17 protein-coding genes are annotated in these 16,916 nt (G+C 68.0%); 12 read left to right on the forward strand and 5 right to left on the reverse strand.

Annotated features, from left to right (window positions below; all coding sequences use genetic code 11):
* Positions 1-46 precede the first annotated feature (46 nt).
* The 4 genes from KHC24_RS18095 (at position 47) to KHC24_RS18110 (ending at position 2,622) form a co-directional block, all read left to right on the forward strand.
* On the forward strand, positions 47-1,381 hold the full coding sequence (locus KHC24_RS18095; protein ID WP_213364710.1) for an ATP-dependent DNA helicase: 1,335 nt from the start codon (positions 47-49) through the stop codon (positions 1,379-1,381).
* Between the two features lie 119 nt (positions 1,382-1,500).
* The gene (locus tag KHC24_RS18100) at positions 1,501-1,647 is read left to right on the forward strand and encodes a hypothetical protein (RefSeq protein WP_213364711.1); all 147 of its coding nucleotides are present in this window, start codon (positions 1,501-1,503) and stop codon (positions 1,645-1,647) included.
* Between the two features lie 104 nt (positions 1,648-1,751).
* Positions 1,752-2,201 (forward strand): RrF2 family transcriptional regulator, encoded by a 450-nt coding sequence (locus tag KHC24_RS18105; protein WP_213364712.1) that lies wholly within the window; start codon positions 1,752-1,754, stop codon positions 2,199-2,201.
* A gap of 16 nt (positions 2,202-2,217) precedes the next feature.
* Positions 2,218-2,622 (forward strand): methylglyoxal synthase, encoded by a 405-nt coding sequence (locus tag KHC24_RS18110; protein ID WP_373878592.1) that lies wholly within the window; start codon positions 2,218-2,220, stop codon positions 2,620-2,622.
* 366 nt (positions 2,623-2,988) lie between these two features.
* On the opposite strand, the gene KHC24_RS18115 is transcribed toward KHC24_RS18110, so the two are convergent.
* Entirely contained in the window at positions 2,989-4,194 is a 1,206-nt protein-coding gene (locus tag KHC24_RS18115) for an acyl-CoA dehydrogenase (RefSeq protein ID WP_213364714.1), read from the reverse strand.
* 246 nt (positions 4,195-4,440) lie between these two features.
* On the opposite strand from KHC24_RS18115, the gene KHC24_RS18120 reads away from it, so the two are divergent.
* The 7 genes from KHC24_RS18120 to KHC24_RS18150 all read left to right on the forward strand — a co-directional run bounded on the left by KHC24_RS18120 (position 4,441) and on the right by KHC24_RS18150 (position 12,013).
* Positions 4,441-6,039, forward strand: a complete 1,599-nt coding sequence (locus KHC24_RS18120) for an ABC transporter substrate-binding protein (protein ID WP_213364715.1) — start codon at positions 4,441-4,443, stop codon at positions 6,037-6,039.
* 379 nt (positions 6,040-6,418) lie between these two features.
* A complete protein-coding gene (locus KHC24_RS18125; RefSeq protein ID WP_213364716.1) occupies positions 6,419-7,429 on the forward strand; it encodes an ABC transporter permease subunit in 1,011 nt (336 codons plus the stop codon).
* Positions 7,422-8,348: an ABC transporter permease subunit gene (locus KHC24_RS18130; protein WP_246547122.1), complete on the forward strand. Its 927-nt coding sequence runs from the start codon at positions 7,422-7,424 to the stop codon at positions 8,346-8,348. The genes KHC24_RS18125 and KHC24_RS18130 overlap by 8 nt, the downstream gene beginning before the upstream one ends.
* Before the next feature lie 3 nt (positions 8,349-8,351).
* Positions 8,352-9,350: an ABC transporter ATP-binding protein gene (locus tag KHC24_RS18135; protein WP_213364717.1), complete on the forward strand. Its 999-nt coding sequence runs from the start codon at positions 8,352-8,354 to the stop codon at positions 9,348-9,350.
* A complete protein-coding gene (locus tag KHC24_RS18140) occupies positions 9,347-10,333 on the forward strand; it encodes a dipeptide ABC transporter ATP-binding protein (RefSeq protein WP_213364718.1) in 987 nt (328 codons plus the stop codon). Before KHC24_RS18135 ends, KHC24_RS18140 begins: the two co-directional genes overlap by 4 nt.
* Before the next feature lie 20 nt (positions 10,334-10,353).
* A complete protein-coding gene (metC, locus tag KHC24_RS18145) occupies positions 10,354-11,517 on the forward strand; it encodes a cystathionine beta-lyase (RefSeq protein WP_213364719.1) in 1,164 nt (387 codons plus the stop codon).
* Between the two features lie 10 nt (positions 11,518-11,527).
* Positions 11,528-12,013: a GNAT family N-acetyltransferase gene (locus KHC24_RS18150; protein WP_213364720.1), complete on the forward strand. Its 486-nt coding sequence runs from the start codon at positions 11,528-11,530 to the stop codon at positions 12,011-12,013.
* Between the two features lie 125 nt (positions 12,014-12,138).
* Here the strand turns inward: KHC24_RS18150 and KHC24_RS18155 are convergent, their stop codons facing one another.
* The 4 genes from KHC24_RS18155 to KHC24_RS18170 all read right to left on the reverse strand — a co-directional run bounded on the left by KHC24_RS18155 (position 12,139) and on the right by KHC24_RS18170 (position 16,343).
* On the reverse strand, positions 12,139-13,005 hold the full coding sequence (locus KHC24_RS18155) for an energy transducer TonB family protein (protein WP_213364721.1): 867 nt from the start codon (positions 13,003-13,005) through the stop codon (positions 12,139-12,141).
* On the reverse strand, positions 13,002-13,541 hold the full coding sequence (gene exbD / locus KHC24_RS18160) for a TonB system transport protein ExbD (protein ID WP_213364722.1): 540 nt from the start codon (positions 13,539-13,541) through the stop codon (positions 13,002-13,004). The genes KHC24_RS18155 and exbD overlap by 4 nt, the downstream gene beginning before the upstream one ends.
* A gap of 9 nt (positions 13,542-13,550) precedes the next feature.
* Positions 13,551-14,666 (reverse strand): tonB-system energizer ExbB, encoded by a 1,116-nt coding sequence (gene exbB, locus KHC24_RS18165; RefSeq protein ID WP_213364723.1) that lies wholly within the window; start codon positions 14,664-14,666, stop codon positions 13,551-13,553.
* A gap of 249 nt (positions 14,667-14,915) precedes the next feature.
* Positions 14,916-16,343, reverse strand: coding sequence for an FAD-binding oxidoreductase (locus KHC24_RS18170; protein ID WP_213364724.1), 1,428 nt, complete (start codon positions 16,341-16,343; stop codon positions 14,916-14,918).
* Between the two features lie 127 nt (positions 16,344-16,470).
* Here KHC24_RS18170 and KHC24_RS18175 point away from each other — a divergent pair, with 127 nt between their 5' ends.
* Positions 16,471-16,878, forward strand: coding sequence for a VOC family protein (locus KHC24_RS18175; RefSeq protein ID WP_213364725.1), 408 nt, complete (start codon positions 16,471-16,473; stop codon positions 16,876-16,878).
* The last annotated feature ends 38 nt before the right edge of the window (positions 16,879-16,916 follow it).

Below are 16,916 nucleotides of genomic sequence, written 5' to 3' on the forward strand. Positions count from 1 at the left end.
GGCCCGCCGATTTGGGCGACGGCCCCAGCTGTGCTCAATTGGGCCCATGAACACGACCGCCACCGACAAGACCGCGATTCGCCCCACCGACATGGAGGTCGACTTCGCCCAGCCGCTTGCAACGCTGCGCCAGCAGGCGCCGGTGACCATGGTGCTGGGCGGCGCCGGCACCGGCAAGACCACCTTCCTGCACATGCTGCGCAAGCATGGCGGCTCCCGCCAGGTCTTCCTCGCTCCCACCGGAGTGGCAGCGCTGCAGCTCGGTGGCCAGACCATCCATTCCTTCTTCGGCCTGCCGCCGCGCCTCGTCGATCCTGACCAGGTCAGGCCGCGCTCGCCCAAGCGCACCCTGATGAAGAAGCTCGACCGTCTCGTCATCGACGAGGTGTCGATGGTCCGCGCCGACGTGCTCGACGCCGTCGACCGCTGCCTGCGCATCGCCCGCGGCCGGCCAGAGCCGTTCGGTGGCGTGCAGATCGTGCTGGTCGGCGATTTCCTGCAATTGCCGCCGGTAGTGCCGATGACGGAACGCGAGATTCTCGGCCATCTCGGCTATGAGGGACCGTTCGCCTTCGACGCGAGGGTCCTGCGCGAGGTCGGGCTCGCCCGCCTGCCATTCACCCGGGTCTGGCGCCAGTCGGATATCGCCTTCGTGGAACACCTCGCCGCCCTGCGTTCCGGCCGCTTCGTGGCGGAAGCGGTGGCGGCGATCAACGAGGCCTGCTTCCGGCCGCATCGCGAGGGCCGCATCCCGGTGGTGCTCGCCCCGACCAATGCCCGTGTCGATGCCTATAATCGCCGGGGCCTGGAAGCCCTCGCCGATGACGGCCGCGTCTATGAGGGTGGGAGCCAGGGCGAGTTCGACCTCGCCAATGATCGCCTCCCGGTTCCCGAGGCGCTGCTTTTGAAGACCGGCGCCCGGGTGATGACGGTACGCAACGACCCGGAGAAGCAGTGGGTCAACGGCTCGGTCGGCACGGTGATCGGCCTCGCCCCCGACCGCGCCTTCGTCCGGCTCGATTCCGGCGGCGTGGCCGAGATCGAGCGGGTCAGCTGGGAGCGCATCCGCTACGATTGGGACGAGGCGACAGGGAAGGTCGAGGCCAAGGTGGTCGGCACCTACACCCAGCTGCCGCTGGTGCCCGCCTGGGCCGTCACCGTGCACAAGGCGCAGGGCCTGACGCTGGAGGATGTGCGCATCGATTTCGACGCCGGCGCCTTCGCCGCCGGCCAGGCCTATGTCGCGCTGTCCCGCGCCCGCTCGCTGGAAGGGATGTCGCTGGTCCGCCCTCTTCGGAGCAGCGACATCCGCATCGACCGGCGCGTGGCCGCCTTCGCCGCCGCCTTCGAGACCGAAGCGGAGCTGTTTCCGGTTCGCTGACGACATAAATACAAAACAATTACGTACAATAAACGGGACGGCAAAAAATCTCGTGATTAATGGAATTCCCTCTTTACATAGTCCATGGTGTCCATAGACTATGAATGGAAGAGGATTTCATGAGCCGTATCGTCCGCCATCGCCACACATTGATGTTCGCACTCGCTTACGGCGCCATCGCCGCGGCGGTGCTTTTCGTGCATCCCGGCGCGAGCGAAGCGGAAGTCCAGGCAACGGCAATCACCGTCTCCGCTGCGGCACGCTGAACATCCCGCCCCTTGCGCCCTCTTCAAAAAGCCGCTTGATCTATCATCTATGAAGAAATGCCGGGCGGGCGGATTCGCCCGGTCAGTCGGGATTCATAGCGGCGATGTTGACCAATAAGGGCAAGTACGGGCTCAAGGCGATGCTGTTCCTCGCCGGCTTGCCTCACGGCCATAGTGCCATGGGGGCCGAGATCGCCTCCGCCAACAACATTCCGAAGAAGTTCCTCGACGCCATCCTGCTGGAATTGCGCAATGCCGGTATGCTGCGCTCCAAGAAAGGGCCGGGCGGCGGCTACGCGCTGTCGCGCCTGCCGAAGGAAATCCGCATCGGCCACATCATCCGCACGCTGGACGGGCCGCTGGCGCCGATCAACTGCGCCTCCAAGAGTGCCTATGTGCCGTGCCAGGACTGCCAGGATCTCAAGATCTGCGCGGTCCAGGTCACTATGAGCAAGGTGCGCGACGCGATGAGCGACATCCTGGACCGGATGACGCTTGAAGAGATGATGGCCTTCGCCCGCAATGCCAACGCCGACCTCATGTACCACATATGAGCTCTTGCCCGTGAGCATTCCGCCCGCCTCCGGCCCGGCTGCCGGCCTCCTCGGCCTCGTCGCCCATGACAGCAAGAAGCACGACATGGTTGCCTGGGCGACCGAGCACCGCCACGTCCTCTCGCGCTTCGACATCGTCGCCACCGGCACCACCGGCGGGCGCATCCTCGATGCCTGCCCCGAACTCCGCCTCACCAAGCTGAAGAGCGGCCCGCTCGGCGGCGACCAGCAGATCGGCGCACTCATCGCCGAGGGACGGGTGCGGGCGCTGGTGTTCCTGGTCGACCCGCTCACCGCCCAGCCGCACGACGTCGACGTCAAGGCGCTGATGCGCGTTGCGCTGGTCTACGACATCCCGCTGGCACTCAACATCGCCAGCGCGGAAATGCTGATCGCCTCGCTGGAGGGCGAAAGGGGCTGAAGCCCTTACCGCCCGGTCTCCTCGCAGGCGACCCGACAGGACAAGATGGGCAACTCCCTCTCCCCGACGGGGAGAGGGTTGGGGTGAGGGGTCTTCGACGCTTCCCAATGTTGTCTCCCCTCACCGGCCCGCTGCGCGGGCCCCTCCCCCCGACGGGAGAGGGAAGTGAAAGGGCAACATCGCACTCCGAACATCCCTCGAACACCGTCATGCCGAGGTGCGAGCGCCGCGAGCCTCGAAGCATCGCTTTTGAGAGCGCCCGTCCAACCTCCTTAGAGGGACGGCTTCCAGCCGGGCGCCTCTGGATGACCGCGCTCCGGACGGATCAGGACTTGGAGCTGACTTCGCAGAACCGGAACCCGCCTCTCAAAAGAATGCCTGTATCCCGGTGATCGCCCGGCCGAGGATCAGCGCGTGAATGTCGTGCGTGCCCTCATAGGTGTTCACCGTCTCGAGGTTCACCATGTGGCGCATCACCGGATATTCGGACGAGATGCCGTTGCCGCCATGCATGTCGCGGGCGACGCGGGCGATGTCGAGCGCCTTGCCGCAATTGTTGCGCTTCAGCACCGAGATCGCCTCTGGCGACAGGCGCCCGTCGTCGAACAGCCGGCCGGCACGCAGGGCGAGTTGCAGACCCAGGGCGATTTCGGTCGCCATGTCGGCGAGCTTCTTCTGGATCAGCTGGTTGGCCGCCAGCGGCCGACCGAACTGATGGCGGTCGAGCGTATAGGAGCGCGCCGCCGCGTAACACGCTTCCGCCGCCCCCATCGTGCCCCAGCCGATGCCGTAGCGGGCGCGGTTGAGGCAGCCGAACGGCCCCTTCAGCCCGGAAACGTTCGGCAGCAACGCCTCTTCCGGCACCTCGACGTCGTCCATCACGATCTCGCCGGTGACGGAGGCGCGCAGCGAGAGCTTGCCCTCGATCTTGGGCAGCGACAGCCCCTTGGTACCGCGCTCCAGCACGAAGCCGCGAATGGCATTGTCATGCGCGGCAGACTTTGCCCATACCACCGCGACGTCGGCAATGGGAGCGTTGGTGATCCACATCTTGGCGCCCTTGAGCCGGTAACCGCCATCGATCTTCTCGGCGCGGGTGCGCATGCCGGAGGGATCGGAGCCGGCATCCGGCTCGGTCAGGCCGAAGCAGCCGACGATCTCGCCGGTGGCCAGCTTCGGCAGATATTTTTGCTTCTGGGCTTCGCTGCCATAGGCGTGGATCGGGTGCATCACCAGCGAGGACTGCACGCTCATCGCCGATCGATAGCCCGAATCGACCCGCTCGACCTCTCGCGCCACCAGCCCATAGGCGACATAGCCGAGCCCGGCGCCGCCATATTCTTCCGGGATGGTCGGGCCGAGCAGGCCGAGTGCCCCCATCTCGCTCATGATTTCGCGGTCGAAGCGCTCCTCGCGATAGGCGGAGGCTACCCGCGGCATCAGATTTTCCTGGGCATAATCGCGCGCCGTGTCGCGCACCATGCGCTCCTCCTCGGTGAGCTGGCCGTCGAGGTCGAACGGATCCTCCCAGTCGAAGATCGCCTTGGGGGCGGCATGCAACGCGGCGTTCATTCGTCTCGTCTCCCTGATACGTCCGCGCCTCTCCCCGGCGCGGTGGCTTCCGTCTTACACCCGCGGGGCAGCGACGCCCATAGCCGCCCCCAAATGTCTAGACATACGACTTTGGTAGGGGCCAGAAGCCTTATTGCACAAGCGATCAAGGCGTGTTTGATTTCCCGTCATGGGTGCGACGAACTGGCAATAATCAGCCCGCGTGCAACGGGCTACCGCCGCACATCCGCATAAGGGGAACTCATCATGCCGGTATTGAATGCCAAGCTAGCCGCCACGGCGGCTGTACTTGTGGCGCTGTCCGCGCCGGCCTACGCGGCCAAGACGCTCGTCTATTGCTCGGAGGGCAGCCCCGAGAACTTCACGCCGGCCCTCAACACCACCGGCACCAGCTTCGACGCCGCCCGCCCGGTCTACAACCAGCTCGTCGAGTTCGAGCGCGGTTCGACCAAGGTGGTGCCCGGCCTCGCCGAGAGCTGGACGGTGTCCGACGACGGCAAGGAAATCACCTTCAAGCTGCGCAAGGGGGTGAAGTGGCACGCCGGCGTCAACGGCTTCACGCCGACCCGCGATTTCAACGCCGACGACGTGCTGTTCTCGTTCGAGCGCCAGTGGAAGCCCGAGAACCCGTACCACAAGGTCACCGGCGGCGCGTATGACTACTTCAACGACATGAGCATGCCCGACCTGCTCAAGTCGATCGACAAGGTGGACGACTACACGGTGAAGTTCACCCTCACCGAGCCCAACGCGCCGATGCTGGCCAACCTCGCCATGGACTTCGGCACCATCATGTCGAAGGAATATGCCGACTTCCTGCTCAAGAAGGGCACCCCCGAGCAGTTCGACCAGATCCCGGTCGGCACCGGCCCGTTCTCCTTCGTGAACTACCAGAAGGACGCGGTGATCCGCTACAAGGCCAACCCGGCCTATTTCGAGGGCAAGCCGGCGCTGGACAACCTCGTCTTCGCCATCACCCCGGATCCCACCGCCCGCTACGCCAAGGTGAAGAAGGGCGAGTGCCATGTGATGATCGCGCCGAACCCGGCCGACATCGCGGCGATGAAGACCGATCCGGCGCTGAACCTCCTGTCGCAGCCGGGCCTCAACATCGCCTATCTGTCCTTCAACACCCAGAAGCCGCCCTTCGACAAGAAGGAGGTCCGCCAGGCCTTCAACATGGCGATCGACAAGGCGGCGATCATCAAGGACGTCTACCAGGGCGCCGGCCAGGCGGCGATCAACCCGATCCCGCCGACCATCTGGTCCTACAACACCGCGGTGAAGGACTATCCGTTCGATCCGGCCAAGGCCAAGCAGATGCTCGACGCGGCCGGCGTGAAGACCCCGCTCGACATCGATCTGTGGTGGATGCCGGTGCAGCGCCCCTACAACCCCAACGCCAAGCGCATCGCCGAGATGATGCAGTCGGACCTCTCCAAGCTCGGCATCAACGCCAAGCTGGTGTCCTATGAGTGGGGTGAGTACCGCAAGCGCCTGCAGCAGGGCGAGCACATGACCGGCCAGCTCGGCTGGACCGGCGACAATGGCGATCCGGACAACTTCTTCTTCCTGCTCGGCTGCGCCGCCGCCCGTCCGGGCGGGCAGAACCTCGCCAAGTGGTGCAACAAGGACTTCGACGCCCTCATCAACAAGGCGAAGACCATCTCGGACGTCGCCGAGCGCACCAAGCTCTACGAGCAGGCGCAGGTCATCGTGAAGGAAGATGCGCCCTGGTTCACCATCGCCCACTCGGTGGTCTATGAGCCGACCCGCAAGGAAGTCGTCGACTACAAGGTGAGCCCCTTCGGCCGCCACGAGTTCTACGGCGTCGACCTGAAGTGACGTGATGCCGGTGCCGGCGGAGGGAGCGCTCCGCCGGCACCGTGCTTTTTCGAAACGCCGCGGTCCTGCCGATGCGCTAGAGCAGCGCCGTGAAAGCCGGCGGAGTTTTGTGTTTCGCCGTCTTCAAGCCTGCCGGGTTCACGCCCGTTTCCCTTTCGGTGAGGTCACGGCTCACAGGGGAAAAGGCGATGGAGCCCGTCGCCGTCCGGACCGGATGGCCCGCTCGGCGTCGCTTTTACGCCGTCACAGTGATCGCGCGCGCTGCGCTTCAGTGTCCCGTCCGTGACGTGACGACCTCAGATCCGCCACCCGCCGCGTTCCGTGGCTCCGCGAGGAGCAGGCCGCTCCGGGTATGGCGCATCGCAAGCCCGGGATATCGATGTTCCGCTTTTTCATCCGCCGCGTCGCCCTGACGCTGCCGACCTTCGTGGCGCTGATGTTCGTCACCTTCGTGGCGGTGCGCCTCGTGCCCGGCGACCCGATCGAGGCCCGCACCGGCGAGCGCGGCATCGCCCCCGAGCGCCTCGCCATGCTGCGCCATGAACTCGGCCTCGACCGGCCGGTGTGGCAGCAGTTCCTCGATTACGCCAATGGCATCGTCCATGGCGATTTCGGCGTCTCCATCGTCACCAAGACGCCGGTGCTGCACGAATTCGCCATCCTGTTCCCGGCGACGCTGGAACTCACGCTGTGCGGCCTGATCTTCGCCATCGTGCTCGGCATCCCCGCCGGCGTCATCGCGGCGGTGAAGCGTGGCAGCTTCTTCGATCATTCGGTGATGACGGTGGCGCTCACCGGCTATTCGATGCCGATTTTCTGGTGGGGTCTGCTGCTCATCATGTTCATGTCGGAATATCTCGGGCTCACCCCGGTCTCCGGCCGCATGGACCTGATCAATTACTATTTCGAGCCGGTGACCGGCTTCATGCTGATCGACAGCCTGCTGTCGGGCCAGGAAGGTGCCTTCGGCTCGGCGGTGGCGCATCTCATCCTGCCCTCCATCGTGCTCGGCACCATTCCCCTCGCCGTCATCGCCCGCATGACCCGCTCCTCCATGCTGGAGGTGCTGGGCGAGGACTATGTGCGCACCGCCCGCGCCAAGGGGCTCTCGCCGCTGCGGGTGGTCGGCCTGCACGCGCTTCGCAATGCGCTGATCCCGGTGGTCACCGTCATCGGGCTGCAGACCGGCACGCTGCTCGCCGGCGCGGTGCTCACCGAGACCATCTTCGCCTGGCCGGGCGTCGGCAAATGGCTGATCGAGTCGATCGCCCGCCGCGACTATCCGGCCTTGCAGGGCGGCATCATGCTGATCTCGGGCATCGTCATCCTCGTCAACCTCATCGTCGACCTCACCTATGTCGCGATCAACCCGAGGATCCGTCATGGTTGATCAGCCCCTCGACGAAACCATCCTGCCGGACGGCGCCATCATCGAGACGGTGCCGCCGGCGCCGTCCTCGCTGCGCGCCTTCTGGTCCGCCTTCAGCGAGAACCGCGGCGCCGTGCTCGGCCTGATGGTGGTGGCGTTCATCGCCTTCCTCGCGCTGTTCGCACCCTTGGTGGCGCCGCATTCGCCCATCGAGCAGTTCCGCCAGTTCGTGCAGCAACCGCCGGTCTGGGCCGGCGGCACGTGGCAATTCCCGTTCGGCACCGATGCGGTCGGGCGCGACGTGCTCTCGCGGTTGATCTATGGCGCGCGCATCTCGCTCGGCATCGGCATGTCGGTGATGCTCGTCTCGGTGGTGGTCGGCATCGTGCTCGGCCTCGCCAGCGCCTTCCTGCGCGGCGTCGTCGAGGTGGTGGTGATGCGGGTGATGGACCTTGTGGTGGCCATCCCCAGCCTGGTGCTCGCCATCCTGGTGGTGGCGGTGCTGGGACCGAGCCTGCTCAACACCATCATCGCCGTCACGGTGGTGTATCTGCCGCGCTATGTGCGGCTGGTCCGCGCCGCCGCCATCGCCGAGCTGTCGAAGGAATATGTCGTGGCCGCGCGCGTCGCCGGCGTCGGCAAGCTGCGGCTGATGTTCGTCACCGTGCTGCCGAACTGCCTCGCGCCGCTGATCGTGCAGGCGGCGCTCGGCATTTCCGATGCGATCCTGGAAGCGGCGGCGCTGGGCTTCCTCGGCCTCGGCGCCCAGCCGCCGATCCCGGAATGGGGGGCGATGCTCGCCGACTCGCGCGAGTTCATCCGCGCCGCGCCGTGGATCGTCACCCTTCCCGGCCTCGCCATCCTCGTCACCGTGGTCGCGATCAACCTGATGGGCGACGGCCTGCGTGACGCGCTCGACCCCAAGCTGCGCCGGAGCTGAGCCATGAGTCTTCTCTCCATCCGCAATCTCTCGGTCACCTTCGCCACCGGCCGCGGCCCGTTCCGGGCGGTGGACAAGGTCGATCTCGACGTCGCCACCGGCGAACTAGTCGCCATTGTCGGCGAGAGCGGCTCCGGCAAGTCGGTCGCCATGCTGGCGGTGATGGGGCTGCTGCCCTGGACCGCCACCGTGACGGCCGACCGGCTCAGCTTCGACGGCAAGGATCTGCTGGCGCTGTCACCGCGCGAGCGCCGCAAGATCATCGGCCGCGACCTGGCGATGATCTTCCAGGAGCCGATGTCCAGTCTCAATCCGTGCTTCACCGTCGGCTTCCAGCTGCGCGAGGCGATGGCGGCGCATCTCGACCTCGACAAGGCCGCCCGTCAGGCACGCGCCATCGAGCTTCTGGAACTGGTCGGCATCCCCGAGCCGGAGCGGCGGCTCAAGGCCTTCCCGCACCAGCTCTCCGGCGGCATGAGCCAGCGGGTGATGATCGCCATGGCGCTGGCTTGCCGGCCGAAGCTGATCATCGCCGACGAGCCCACCACCGCGCTCGACGTCACCATCCAGGCGCAGATCCTCGATCTGCTGCTGCGCCTGCAGAAGGACAGCGGCGTCGGTCTGGTGCTGATCACCCACGATATGGGCGTGGTGGCCGAGACGGCGCAGCGGGTCTGCGTCCACTATGCCGGCCAGCAGGTGGAGATGCAGCCGACGCGCGGCCTGTTCCGCGATCCCCACCATCCCTACACCTCGGCGCTGCTGGCGGCGCTGCCGGAGCGGGCGAGCGGGCGTATCCTGCCCTCCATTCCCGGCGTGGTGCCGGGCCTCGCCGACCGGCCGGCCGGCTGCCTGTTCTCGCCGCGCTGCCGCTTCGCCACCCAGACCTGCCGTACCATCCCGCCGCCGCGCGCTGGCGCTGAGCTCGGCTATGCGCTGTGCCACACGCCGCTGGTCGAGGGCCACCCGCGCGGCCTGAAGAAACTGGAGGTGCCGGCATGACCAACGCAGCGAGAATCCCGGTCGCACGGCCGGTGATGGAGGCGGTCGACCTCGCCCAGTCCTACAATGTCTCGCGCGGCCTGATGGCCAAGCCGGCGACGGTGAAGGCGGTGGCCGGCATCAGCTTCGCGCTGGCGCCGCGCAGCACATTGGCGGTGGTCGGCGAATCCGGCTCCGGCAAGTCGACGCTCGCCCGCATGCTGACCATGATCGAGACGCCCGGCACCGGCGCGCTGCTCATCGACGATGTCGATGTTGCCGGCATCGACGCGAAGACCCGCCGCCGCTATCGCGGCGAGGTGCAGATGATCTTCCAGAACCCCTATGGCTCGCTCAATCCGCGCCAGACCATCGGCAATGCCATCGAGGAGCCGCTGCTGGTCAACACCAAGCTGTCCGCCGCCGAGCGGCGCGAGCGGGCCATCGACATGATGCAGCGCGTCGGCCTGCGCCCCGAGCATCATGGCCGCTACCCGCACATGTTCTCCGGCGGCCAGCGCCAGCGCATCGCCATCGCCCGCGCGCTGGTGCTGCGGCCGAAGATCCTCGTCCTCGACGAGCCGGTCTCGGCGCTCGATGTCTCGGTGCGGGCGCAGGTGCTGAACCTGCTGGTCGAGCTGCAGGAGAGCCTCGGCGTCGCCTATGTGTTCGTCTCGCACGATCTCGGCGTGGTCCGGCACATGGCCGACGAGGTGATGGTGATGTATCTCGGCCGCGCGGTCGAGCACGGCCCGCGCGACGCCATCTTCGACGATCCCAAGCACCCCTATACCCGGGCGCTGATGTCGGCGACCCCGGTCGCCGACCCGGAGGCGAAGAAGGAGCGCATCGTGCTGGAGGGCGAGCTCCCCTCCCCCTTCGACCCACCGACGGGATGCGCCTTCAACCCGCGCTGCCCGCTCGCCTTCGAGCGTTGCCGCCACGAGGCGCCGCCGCTGGAGCTCAAGGCCGGCCGGCTGGTCGCCTGCTGGGCGGTGGAATGAGCGGGACGGACGGCAGGGCCATGCGGGATGCCACACGCTGCGTCCATGCTCCCGCCGTGTCGCAGGAGGGCTATGCCAGCCTGACGGTTCCGGTGCACCGGGCCTCGACCATCGTCTATCCGGATGGCGAGGCCTTCCTGCGCCGCGCCGAACGCGGGGTGGACGGCTACACTTACGGCCTGCACGGCACGCCGACCACGCGCACCCTCGCCGAGCAGCTCACGCGGCTGCATGGCGGCGCGCGCACCGTCATCGTGCCCTCCGGCCAGGCCGCCATCTCCATGGTGATGCTGACCTTGCTGGCGCCGGGCGACCGGGTGCTGATTCCGGACAACGCCTATCCGCCGGTGCACACGCTCTGTGCCCAGCATCTCGCCCCGCGCGGCATCGACTTCACCGTCTACGACCCGCTGGTCGGCGCCGGCATCGCCGATCTCATCGATGCCCGCACCCGCCTCGTCTGGATCGAGGCGCCCGGTTCCGGCACCATGGAAGTGCCGGACGTGCCCGCCATCGTCGCGGCGGCCAGGGCGCGCGGGGTTCTCACCGGCTGCGACAACACCTGGGCGACGCCGCTGCTGTTCAAGCCGCTGGCGCATGGTGCCGATTTCGCCTGCGAGGCGCTGACCAAATATGTCGGCGGCCATTCCGACCTGCTGCTCGGCTCGATCACCGTCGCCGATGTCGCGCTGCACCGGCGCCTGCGCCAGACCCTGTCGGCACTCGGCATCGGCGTATCGCCGGACGAATGCTCGCTCGCCCTGCGGGGCATGGAGACCATGGCGGTGCGCCTTGCCCATTCGGGGCGGGTGGCCGAGGATTTCGCCCGCCGCCTCGCCGCCATGCCGCAGGTCGAGACCGTGCTGCACCCGGCGCTCCCCTCCTGCCCCGGCCATGCCGCCTTCACGCGCGACTTCAAGGGGGCTTCGGGCGTCTTCAGCATCGTCCTCAAGGCAGCGACCGAGCCGAACCTCGCCGCCGCGCTATCGGAGCTGAAGGTCTTCGCCATCGGCGCCTCCTGGGGCGGCACCCATAGCCTGCTCGCCCCGATGGAGATCGCGCCGCGGCAGAATGGCGGGCCATGGCACGATGCCGGCCGCCTGATCCGCCTCAGCATCGGCCTCGAGGATCCGGACGAGCTGTGGGAGGATCTGTCCGCTACGCTCGCCCGGCTGGGCGCCTAGGAGACCCCGCATGCTCATCCGCGACGAACAGCCCGGCGAGGCGGCGGCGATCCATGCCCTGGTGCGCGACGCCTTTGACGGCCCGGACGAAGCCGATCTCATCAACCGCCTGCGCGCGGCCGGCGACGCGATCGTCTCATTCGTCGCGGAGGAGGATGGCGAGATCGTCGGCCACATCCTGCTCTCGCCGATTGCCGCCGCCTTCCCGGCGCTGGCGCTCGCCCCGCTGGCGGTCGGTCCGGATCGTCGTGCGCACGGCATTGGCGGCGAACTGGTTCGCCACGCCATCGGGCATGCCGGAGCGATGGGCTGGCGGGCCATCTTCGTGCTCGGCGATCCCGCCTATTACCAGCGTTTCGGCTTCTCCGCCGAAGCGGCGGCGGGCTTCGCCTCGCCCTATGCCGGCCCGCACCTCATGGTGCTGCCGCTCGGCGGCGCGCTACCCGCGACGCAGGGCACGCTGCGCCATGCGCCGGCTTTCGCCGAGCTGGGGTAAGTCCCTGCCCCCCAATCGCGGCCTCCCTCGGGGCGACCGCGCCTCGAAGACCCCGCTCCCGACCCGCACGTCATCCCGGCAGCGCCATCCTCACGGCGTCGCTGCGGCTCCGGAGCCAAGGCCGCTCATCGCAGGGTGAAATCCACCGGCACGGTAAAGGCAATGGAGCCACCCGGCACTTCCGGCGGCGGCGCCGGCACCGGCGAGGCGCGGCGCACCATCGCCACCGCCTCCTCGTCGAAGCGGGAATTGCCCGACGAGCCCACCAGCCGCGCGCTCAGCACCTGCCCCGCCCGATTGATGGTGAAGGCGACCCGCGCCTTGCCCGAACCGCTCTCGCCGGTCGGGTAGCGCTTGTTGCGGTTGAGATGCGCCATCAGCCGCGAGCGCCAGTTCGCCGGCGTCATCGAGCGTGAGGAGGCGGCGCCCGCCGTCGGCGCGGCGATGCGCTCGGAGTTCTCCGCCTGCATCTGCGGCGCGGCGGAGGTGCGCGGCGCCGGCGGCTTCTCGCTCTTCTCGCGCGGCTTCGGCTTCTTCTTCGGCCGTTCCTTCTTGGGCTCCACCTTCTCCGGCGGAGTCAGCTCGGCGGCGAGCGGCGCCGGCGGCGGCAACGGCACCTCGATGTCCGGGGCGGGGGATTCCGTCACCTCCGGCAGCGGCTCCTCCTGCTTCACCGGCTCGGGTGGCGGCGGCGGCTCCACTTCCTCCTCGGGCAGTTCGTCCGGCTTGACGTCTTCTTCGACTTCCTCGGGCGCTTCCATCATCTGCGGGCCGGGCGCGACCTCGGCCGGCTGGGAGGGCGGCGCCACCGGCACTTCGGCGAGCTCGATCATGATCGCCGCCGGCTCGGGCAGCGGCTCCGGCGGCGGAGAGGACATCAGATAGGCGAGCGCGCCGCCATGCACGCCGAGCACCAGCACGCCGCAGCCGACCCAGCTTCCGGCGCGAACCAGCCGCTCGACCGTTCCGCCACGCAGCAGCATAAGGCTCATTGAGCCGCACCCGCAGGCGCCGGAGCGGCAGGCGCGGGAGCCGAGGGCGCAGGGGTCGCGACCGTACCCGGCGCTGGGGTCGCGGCATTCGCCGCAGCCGGCGCCGTTCCCGCCGCCGGCATGGCTTCCAGCCCGACCAGTGCGATCTTGAGATAGCCGGCGGTGCGCAGGAGGTTCATCACCTCCATCAGATCGCCATAGGCGACGCTCTTGTCGGCGCGCAGGAAGATGCGGGTGTCCTTCTTGCCTTCGGCAGCGCGATCCAGCGTCGCGCCCAGTTCCCCGCGCGGCACGTCGTCATTGCCGAGAGCGAGGCCGAGGTCGCTCTTCACGCTGAGATAGACCGGCTTGTCGGGCCGCGGCTGCACCGCCGCCGTCGAGGCCGGCAGGTCGACCTTCACATCGACGGTGGAGAGCGGCGCCGCCACCATGAAGATGATCAGCAGCACCAGGATGACGTCGATGAACGGGGTGACGTTGATCTCGTGGTTCTCGGCGAGATCGTCGACGTCGCCGCTCTGGAGCTTGGCAGCCATCGGTTCACCTCACTCGGCAGCGGCGCGCAGGCGAGCCGTGGTCGCCGCCGAGCGCGACGTCTCGCGGGCGTCGCGCCGGTCGAGATCGCGCGACAGCAGCCGCAGCACTTCGGCCGAGGCATCGCCCATCAGGATGCGATAGCCGGCCACCTGGCGGGCGAAGTGGTTGTAGATCACCACCGCCGGAATGGCGGCGACGAGGCCGATGGCGGTGGCGAGCAGCGCCTCGGCGATACCCGGCGCCACTACGGCGAGATTGGTGGTCTGCGCCTTCGAGATGCCGATGAACGAATTCATGATGCCCCACACGGTGCCGAAAAGGCCGACGAAGGGGGCGGTGGCGCCGATGGTGGCGAGCAGGCCGGTGCCGCGGTTGATCGCGCGGCCGGTCGCCACTTCGATGCGGCCCAGCGAGATCGAGACGCGTTCCTTGATGCCCTCGGCCGGCAGGTCGCCGGAGCGCTTCAATTCGAGATCGGTGGAGCGCAGCATCGCCGCCGCCGGCCCCTTGGCGCCGACCCGGCGGGCCTCGTCCAGCGAGGCGCTGGCGAGGAAACCGCGCAGCGTCTTGCGCACCCGCGTCTGCGCCGCCATCAGCTCGACGCTCTTTGCCAGCCACACCGTCCAGGTCACCACCGAGGCGAAGGCGAGGCCGATCATCACCGCCTTCACCACCCAGTCGGCGGCCATGAACATGCCCCAGGGCGACAGGTCGTGCGGCAGCTGGGCGGAGACGGTGGGATCCTCGCCTTCATGCGCCGGCGCGGCAGCATCGGCCGCAGCCGCAGCCGCAGCACCAGCGTCAGGCGCCGGAGCGCCCGCCGGTGAGGACGCGTCGCCCGTCGCACCATTGCTCGCCGGAACGTTCGTCGCGGGAGCCGGGGCAACAGGATCCGTCGTCACAGGAGCGGCGGTCGTGGGGGCAGCGGTCGACGGGGCAGCGGTCGACGGGGTGGCGACGGGAGCCGCCGGGGCCTGACCCAGCGGCTGCCCCGGCACGGCCGCCGGCGCTTGCGTTGCCGTCGGCGCCGCCCCCTGCGCAAACGCCACCGGCGGCCCGGCCAACACCGACAGCGCGAGCAGCGCGATCAGTGAAAGGCGGGGCGAGGCGGCAAGGCGCGGCATCGGAAGGCATGTCGTCGGCAGACGAAGGGTCGGCATGGGGCTACCCGTCATTGGCGGCCCGCCATGGCCTCGCTCAACGCGCGAAGGCCGATGGACGGGGCGACTGGTCAATTAACGGTTTCCTTAAACCCCTCTATACGCTCCCGACAACCTCAAAATGCCCATTCTTCAAACAGTAGAACGGTTCAAAAGAAGGCGAATACTTCAATTTTGCACCTTATGATCATTCTAGACTGATGCAGGTACTGACTACACCTCCAGCACCTTGCCGGGATTCAGCAGTCCCAGCGGGTCGAGCGCATGTTTCAGCCGCCCCATCAGCTCCAGCGCCAGCGGATCGGCATAGTGCGCGAGCTCATGCGCCTTCAGCCGGCCGATGCCGTGCTCGGCGGCGATCGAGCCGTCCATCTCGGTCACGATGTCGTGCACGATGCGATTGAAGCGCTCCCACATGTCGATGAAGGCGGCCTTTTCCATGCCCACCGGCTGGCTGAGGTTGAAGTGGATGTTGCCGTCGCCGACATGGCCGAAAGGGCATGGCCGCAGCCCGGGCAATTCGGCGGTCACCGCCGGCAGCGCGCGGGCGAGGAACTCCGGCACCTTCGACACCGGCACCGAGACGTCATGCTTGATCGAGCCGCCTTCGTGCTTCTGCGCCTCGCTCATGTCCTCGCGCAGCCGCCACAGCGCATCCGCCTGCGCCTCGCTGGCGGCGATCACCGCATCGGTCACCTCACCGGCCTCCATCGCCGCCTCCAGCCCGCTCTCCATCAGCGCGCCGAGATCGAAGGCGCGGGTCGGGGCGGAGAACTCGGTCAGCACGTACCAGTCGTAGCGCCCGGCGAACGGCCGTACCGTGCCCGGCATGTGCTTGAGTACCGTCTCGATGCCGAAATCCGCCATCAGCTCGAAGGTGGTCAGCCCGTCGCCGGCGAGGCCGCGCAGCCGGTGCAGCAGCTTGAGCGCATGTTCCGGGTCGGGCACGGCGAGAAAGGCCGTGGTGCGCTGCGCCGGCGCCGGGAACAGCTTGAGCACCGCCGCGGTGATGATGCCGAGCGTGCCTTCGGTACCGAGGAACAGTTGCTTGAGGTCATAGCCGGCATTGTTCTTGCGCAGCCGCTTCAGCCCGTTCCACACCCGCCCGTCGGCGAGCACCACTTCGAGGCCGAGCACCAGCTCCTTGGCATTGCCATAGCGCAGCACCGCGGTGCCGCCGGCATTGGTGGCAAGATTGCCGCCGATGCGGCAGGAGCCTTGCGAGGCGATGTGCAGCGGGAACAGGCAGCCCACCGCCTCCGCCGCGTTGTGAATGGTGTCGAGAATGCAGCCGGCTTCCACCGTCATCGTCATGTCGATGGGATCGACCTGACGGATCTTGTCCAACCGGGCAAGCGAAACGACGAGCTCGCCGAACGGCATCTGCCCGCCGACGAGGCCGGTATTGCCGCCTTGCGGCACGATCGGCGCCCCCGCCTCGGCGCAGGCGGCGACGATGAAGCCGACCTCCTCAGCCGAACCCGGCCGCAGCACCGCCGGGGTGCGCCCGTCATAGAGCCCGCGCTCCTCGCGCAGATAGGCGGCGGTATCGCCGGGCGCGGTCAGCACATGCTGGGCGCCGATGTGGCGGCCGATCGTTTCAAGAAGCGGGGCGAGGTCGGCGACTGTCGTCGAGGTCATGGCAACGTCCGATCGTCTGGCGGATGCTTGTGAGCGGCTGTTTACACGCCCGCGCCTGTTGCCGCCACATGGCGGCGGCCCGACTTCCGTTCACGCACCAGACTTCCGTTGAGGCAGGAGACCCGATATGCCGTCGCTCATTCTCTATGTCACTCTCGGCGTCGCGGATTTCGGCCGGGCGCTCGGCTTCTACGATGCGGTGATGGCGGCGCTCGGCCAGGTCCGCAGCGCCGATGCGACGCCCGGCTGGGCCGGCTACGGGCCGGACTATGATGGCGGCGTCAGCCTCTGGCTCTGCCATCCCTATGACGGCCACGCGCCGCAGCCCGGCAACGGCCCCATGGTGGCGCTGCGCGCCACCAGCGCGACGCAGGTCGACGCCTTCCACGCCGCCGCCCTCGCCCATGGCGGCAGCGATGAGGGCGCACCCGGACTGCGCCCGCAATACGGGCCCGGCTTCTACGCCGCCTATGCCCGCGATCCGGACGGCAACAAGCTGGCCTGCGTCTTCCATCGCCACGGTCTGGCGGAATAGCGCCCTCGGCCGTGCCTGCCCCCTTGCCCCGCGCGGGT

Source organism: Ancylobacter defluvii, assembly GCF_018390605.1.
GTDB lineage: Bacteria > Pseudomonadota > Alphaproteobacteria > Rhizobiales > Xanthobacteraceae > Ancylobacter > Ancylobacter defluvii.